This is a genomic window from Luteolibacter sp., assembly GCF_058122085.1.
In genome coordinates this window covers 1-5,417 of sequence record NZ_JBIKBQ010000170.1, presented here as the reverse complement: position 1 = coordinate 5,417, position 5,417 = coordinate 1, and the positions used below count along the sequence as shown (strand labels likewise).

The 5,417-nt window shown below is 62.0% G+C and carries 5 protein-coding genes; 3 read left to right on the top strand and 2 right to left on the bottom strand.

Features of this window, described 5'->3' with window-relative positions:
• The 3 genes from AC4DF4_RS17780 to AC4DF4_RS17770 all read left to right on the top strand — a co-directional run.
• The coding region (locus tag AC4DF4_RS17780) for a choice-of-anchor D domain-containing protein (protein ID WP_490049446.1) at window positions 1-1,275 on the top strand (1,275 nt) is incomplete at its 5' end.
• A gap of 327 nt (window positions 1,276-1,602) precedes the next feature.
• Window positions 1,603-2,259: a transposase gene (locus AC4DF4_RS17775; protein WP_490049445.1), complete on the top strand. Its 657-nt coding sequence runs from the start codon at window positions 1,603-1,605 to the stop codon at window positions 2,257-2,259.
• A gap of 11 nt (window positions 2,260-2,270) precedes the next feature.
• Entirely contained in the window at window positions 2,271-3,350 is a 1,080-nt protein-coding gene (locus tag AC4DF4_RS17770; RefSeq protein WP_490049444.1) for a M20/M25/M40 family metallo-hydrolase, read from the top strand.
• 48 nt (window positions 3,351-3,398) lie between these two features.
• Here AC4DF4_RS17770 and AC4DF4_RS17765 read toward each other — a convergent pair whose 3' ends face one another.
• Window positions 3,399-3,848 (bottom strand): Hsp20/alpha crystallin family protein, encoded by a 450-nt coding sequence (locus AC4DF4_RS17765; protein ID WP_490049443.1) that lies wholly within the window; start codon window positions 3,846-3,848, stop codon window positions 3,399-3,401.
• Between the two features lie 127 nt (window positions 3,849-3,975).
• Complete coding sequence (locus AC4DF4_RS17760; protein ID WP_490049442.1) at window positions 3,976-4,941, bottom strand: helix-turn-helix domain-containing protein; 966 nt, start codon at window positions 4,939-4,941, stop codon at window positions 3,976-3,978.
• Window positions 4,942-5,417 lie beyond the last annotated feature (476 nt).

The window sequence follows — 5,417 nt, the reverse complement described above, 5'->3', positions numbered from 1 at the left end:
GATGGCACCGTCAATAGCGTGACGGTGCAGGCGGATGGGAAGATCGTGTTGGGTGGCGGGTTCACCACATTCAACGACACGGAGCGCTACTGCATCGCGCGGCTCAATGCGAACGGCAACCTGGACGCTACCTTCGATCCCGGCACTGGCGCGAACAACACCGTCTATAGCGTGGCCGCGCAGGCGAATGGGAAGCTCATTCTGGCCGGTCAGTTTACCACATTCAGCGGCACGGAACGCAACGGCGTCGCACGGCTGGCGAACGATCCCGCTCCGCAGACGGTGGGCGTGCCGGACGCGACGCAGGCGCTGTGGAGCCGCGGGGGCAGCGCGCCGGAGGTCTCGCAGGTGACCTTTGAGCTGAGCACCGATGGCGGCACGGTCTGGACGCCGCTCGGCGTCGGCAGCCGCGTGGAGACGACGGCGAATTGGCAATGCACCGGCCTCTCGCTCCCTGCCAGCGGCCAGCTCCGCGCCCGTGGTCGCACGGCCAGCGGCTACCAGAACGGCGGCTCCGGGCTGGTGGAGACGGTGGCGGCTTACGCCATCGAAATCCCGGCGGAGATCGTCGTCGAGCAGCCCGCCGGCACCGGACTCACCGACAACGCCAGCACCGTCGCCTTCGGCACGTCGCCCGTGGGAACGGCGGCGGCAGTGAAGACCTTCACCGTTCGCAACTTCGGCAGCTTCACGCTCACCGACCTGGCCCCGACGAGCAACAGCGCGGAGTTCGCGGTGAACACCGCCGGCTTCCCGGTGAGCCTCTCCGGCGGTGCGAGCGCGACCTTCACCGTGACCTTTACCCCGGCGCTCGTCGGCGCGAGAACGGCCACGTTGTCCATCGCCAGCAGCGACGGCGACGAGAACCCCTTCGAGGTCGCGCTGACCGGCCAGAGCCTCTCCTTCAACTCCGACACCGACGGCGACGGCCTCAACGACGCCTCGGAGTTTCAGATGGCCGCGTTCGGCTTCGACTGGCAAGTCGGTGGTTCGACGCAGGAAGCGCTGGTGAACACGTTATTCAGCAACGCGACTGGTGCCGGGTTGTTCACTCCTTCCCAGGTGCAGGCGCTGCACATCGGCACACCTTTGATCCAGCGGAATGGAGCGGGGCAGTTCACCCTGACCCTCGGCGTGCATAAATCCACCGACCTGCTGAACTTCGCGCCCTTCCCCATGACCGCGCCGCAAACGACCTTCAGATCCGACGGCAAGCTTGATTTCATCTTCACCGTGCCGGACGACGCCGCGTTCTTCCGGCTGGAAACACCATGACCCCGGCGGAGCGCGATTGCACGCCGACTCCACCATCAGCGCCAGCGATTGCGGCGTGAACCACGACGGCCACGCCTATATGGGGTCATCGCAAATTCACATCAACAGGGTTGGCTTCCATTAGCAGATTCATTCATGAAGATAAATCCTTGGTTGATAGAAGAAGGCGAAGGGGATGAAGACGAGGGTTACATCTAACACGAGACGGGTGAAGAAGTGGAAGTAGGCGGCGCCTTCGCGTCCATAGGGTCTCCATAGGACCAGCCCCGGCTAACAAGCATTGTCGGTTGAGGTGGTGGCGGTTTGGATGAATTCACGCCAAGGCCCTTGCGATACGAGGCGGTGGGAGCGGTTTACCACGTGATGGCACGCGGCGATGGCGGGAAGACGGTGTTTGAGGAGGACAAGGACCGCTACGGCTGGGTGGATCTGATGGAGAGGGCCTGTGAGAGCTACGGCTGGCGGGTGCATGAGTGGGTGCTGATGGGCAATCATTTCCACCTGCTCGTGGAAACGCCGGAGCCGAACCTGGTGGCGGGAATGAAGTGGCTGCTTGGGGTTTTCTCGCAGGGCTGGAACCGGCGGCGGCAGCGCAAGGGACATGTGTTCCAGGGACGTTACAAGGCGGTGGTGGTCAACGGCGAGGAGCGCGAGGGTTGCTATTTCAAGATCGTGGCGGATTACATCCATCTCAATCCGGTGCTGTCCGGCTGGGTGGGTGGTGGGACGGGCAAGCGGCTGCGGAGCTGGCGGTGGAGCAGTTTCCCGGCATACGCCGGAAGCAAGAGTCCGGAGTGGCTGGAAACAGGGAGGGTGCTGCGGGCGTTCCAGCTTTACGAGGATCACCGGGGAGGCCGGGCCTACGCGGGGTATCTGGAGGCGCGGGCGAAGGACGCCGAGGGAGCCGTGACGGATGGGGTGCTCAAGGAGTTGAGGAAGGGATGGTGTCGGTATCCTCTTGCCAGCTCTCGCGGGGATGTTTGAATTTCCCCACCATGAAAAAAGAAGACCGCGAGTTCCTGTTCCATCTGTTGGAAACCCCTAGCCCCACGGGGTTTGAAATGCGCGGTCAACAGGTCTGGGCGGACTGGATCAAAAGCCACGCGCCCGAGGTCACCTGCGACGCCTACGGTTCCACCTGGGCGACGCTTCCCGGCAAATCCAAGCGCATCGTCATGCTGGAGGCCCATGCCGACGAGATCGGCTACATGATCAAGCACATCGACGAGCGCGGATTCCTCCGCATCGACCGCGTCGGCGGCTCGGATGCCGCCACCGCGCGCGGCCGCCGCCTCACGATCCTCGGCGACAAGGGGCCGGTTTCCGGCATCATCGGCAACACCGCCATCCACCTCCGCCGCGACGAGGCCGGCCATGAAAAAGCGCCCCACGTCCATGACCTGTGGGTGGATGTCGGTGCTTCGACCGCTGCCGAAGTCACCGCGCTCGGCATCCGCGTGGGCCACCCCGCCGTCTATCAGGACGGGCCGCTGGAACTCTCCCACAAGCGCCTCATCGGCCGCGCGCTCGATAACCGCATCGGCGGCTACATCATCGCCCAGGTGATGAAACGCATCGCCGCCGGCAAGAAGAAGCCCGCGTTCACCCTCGTCTGCCTGAATGCGGTGCAGGAGGAAATCGGCGGCCACGGCGCGATGATGGCCACCTACCGCCTCAAGCCCGACGTCTGCGTCTGCCTCGACGTCACCCACGCCACCGACACTCCGGGGCTCGACGCCGCCAAGCACGGCAGCGTAAAACTCGGCGGCGGCCCGACCCTCACCCACGGCACCGCGAACCACCCCATCGTCGTCCAACGCCTGCTAGACGTCGCGACCAAGGTCAAGGTGCCGATCCAGCATGAAGCCAGCAGCCGCTTCACCGGCACCGACACCGACAAGATTTTCCATTCCTGCGAGGGCGTGCCGAGCGCGCTCGTCTCGCTACCGCTGCGCTGCATGCACTCGGTGGTGGAAACCGCGCATCTCGACGACATCGAGCACAGCATCAGCCTTCTCACGGAATTCGTGCTCTCCCTCTCGGAAAAAGACCAGTTCCGGCAGGTGCTGAAATAAAAACCGGCGGCCAGTCGATACCGGCCGCCGGTGGGATCATTCGTTGGTTTAGCGGACTTTCACCTCGATGGCCTTGGTCTTGGTCTCGGTGTCTTTCGGGACATGCACCGTGAGCAGGCCGTTCTCGTATTTCGCGGTCATCGCTTCGGGCTTGGAGGTTTCGGGCAGGGTGAAACTGCGTTCGAACGAACCGTAGGAGCGTTCGATGCGGTGATACTTCTTACCCTTCTCCTCCTTCTCGAACTTGCGTTCGCCGCTGATTTGGAGGATTCCGTTTTCAATGAGAACCTTGACGTCGTCTTTTTTGACGTCCGGCAGTTCCGCCTTGATGATGAATTCCTTGTCGTCCTCGGTCACATCGACCGGCGGAGCCCATTCGGCAAAGCCGAAGCCCCCCTCCCCTTCCGTGCGCATGGTCGGGCGTCCGAACAAGGTTGTCAGTCTGTTTTGCATTTCGTTCAGCTCGGTGAACGGATTCCATTTTGCGAGTGTGTTCATGGTGGTTTGTTTGATCCGGCGGGAGGTTGTCTGCCGAGGCGGTTCGCCGGATTGACGGAACCCCGGCAAGAGGGACCTGAAGTTTCCTCGTATGGAAAACGTCCCGTCCTTCTATGGGCATCTTCTCCTATATGAGCGCGGATTGCTTCCCGGTTCTTGTCAAAGACCACACATCTTTTACACTCGCCAGCCAGCCGGGCAGCTCCTCACGGTATTTCGACGGGCATTGGCCCGTGATTTCCTTGAAGACCCGGTTGAAATGGGTGATCGACTGGAAGCCGACCTCGAACGCCACTTCGGAAATCCGCACCTGCGGATTGAGCAGCAGCTTCTTGGCGGTCTCGACACGGGTGCGCGCCACATACTTGGTGAAGGTGAAGCCGGTGGCCTCCTTGAACTTCCGGCAGAAATAACAACTGCTCATGCGGGCCTGCCCGGCGACTTGTTTCAACTCCAGCGGCTCGCCCTGGTGCTCGTGGATGAACTGGCGCGCACAGGCGATGTTGGGAGCCTCCGAGCTGCCATTGTTCAACAGGATCTGGCCGGCGACCAACGACAAATGCCCGGCGAAGATCGCGAGCAGGTCGAGGATGGACCGGTATTTCGCCGGCGGCATGACCGGGGTGGCAAAATACGCGAGGCTGAGCTCCTCCTCGTCGAAATCCGCGCCCCCCTCCCTCAAATGGCGGGTGATTCTTTCAAACCGCGGCCGTGATGGTTTGAGCGTGGCGACCTCCCCGGTCCGCAGAAAGGCGATGGTTTTCTCGCCGCTGCGGATGGCCACGCTGCTTTCGCACAGTCCCGCGAAACACATGAAAGTGCGCGGCCCCGCCAGTCCGTCACCCGCCGTTTCCTGCTGCGAGCGCAGGCAGGTGGCGCAAGTCTGATGATGCCGCGCCAGCAATTCACAAAAAGGATTTCCATAATTCTTCCCGCGACCCGCGAACTGCCCGTCCCCGGCCGGAGCAAGGCTCAAGGGCAGCCCGGTGGCCTCGCTGAACGCCCGCTCGTAATCCTGATACAACGCGGATTGCTCCAGCTGCTCCACAATCCGGTTGTCCCGCCATTCTTTCGCGGGTTCCCAAGCTGGCATCGGCTCATTCATAAGCGTTTTCCTACTTGTGCCATCTTCCTGAAATGCGCGTCCGGGTCAAACTTAAAGCGGGACACCCGTGCGTGATCGTGAAAAGCCTCCCAACGAAACATGCCTTCCCGACAAGCTCATCTTGCTCCCCCGGAACACTCTCCTCCCGGAGTTCCATGCGGAGTTCCGGAGATATGAGTTTTTCACCTGCCACAAGCCGTGGGCCACCAAACTCCCCGATCACAGGGAGCCTCCACGAGTCATGCAAGGTGTCTTGGGAAACGCCCCCCAACTTCCACGGCGGATTTTTAAAAATCGGCAAAAATCTGGTTTTCAGCTGATTGAGCCAAATTACTGAACATGTTCTGCGCCTTCGGGCACAACTCGCGCATGGCCACATCCCGCTACCGCGTCCCGGCAATGTCCGAACAGCATGTCCTTGAGCATGTGCGCGTTCGATTGATCGATCCTGACGATGCCATCGG

What these genes read in the sequence shown, in the direction of transcription:
- AC4DF4_RS17765 (WP_490049443.1), bottom strand. Translation starts at nt 3,848, where the DNA reads ATGAACACACTCGCAAAATGGAATCCGTTCACCGAGCTGAACGAAATG.
- AC4DF4_RS17760 (WP_490049442.1), bottom strand. Translation starts at nt 4,941, where the DNA reads ATGCCAGCTTGGGAACCCGCGAAAGAATGGCGGGACAACCGGATTGTG.
- AC4DF4_RS17770 (WP_490049444.1), top strand. Translation starts at nt 2,271, where the DNA reads ATGAAAAAAGAAGACCGCGAGTTCCTGTTCCATCTGTTGGAAACCCCT.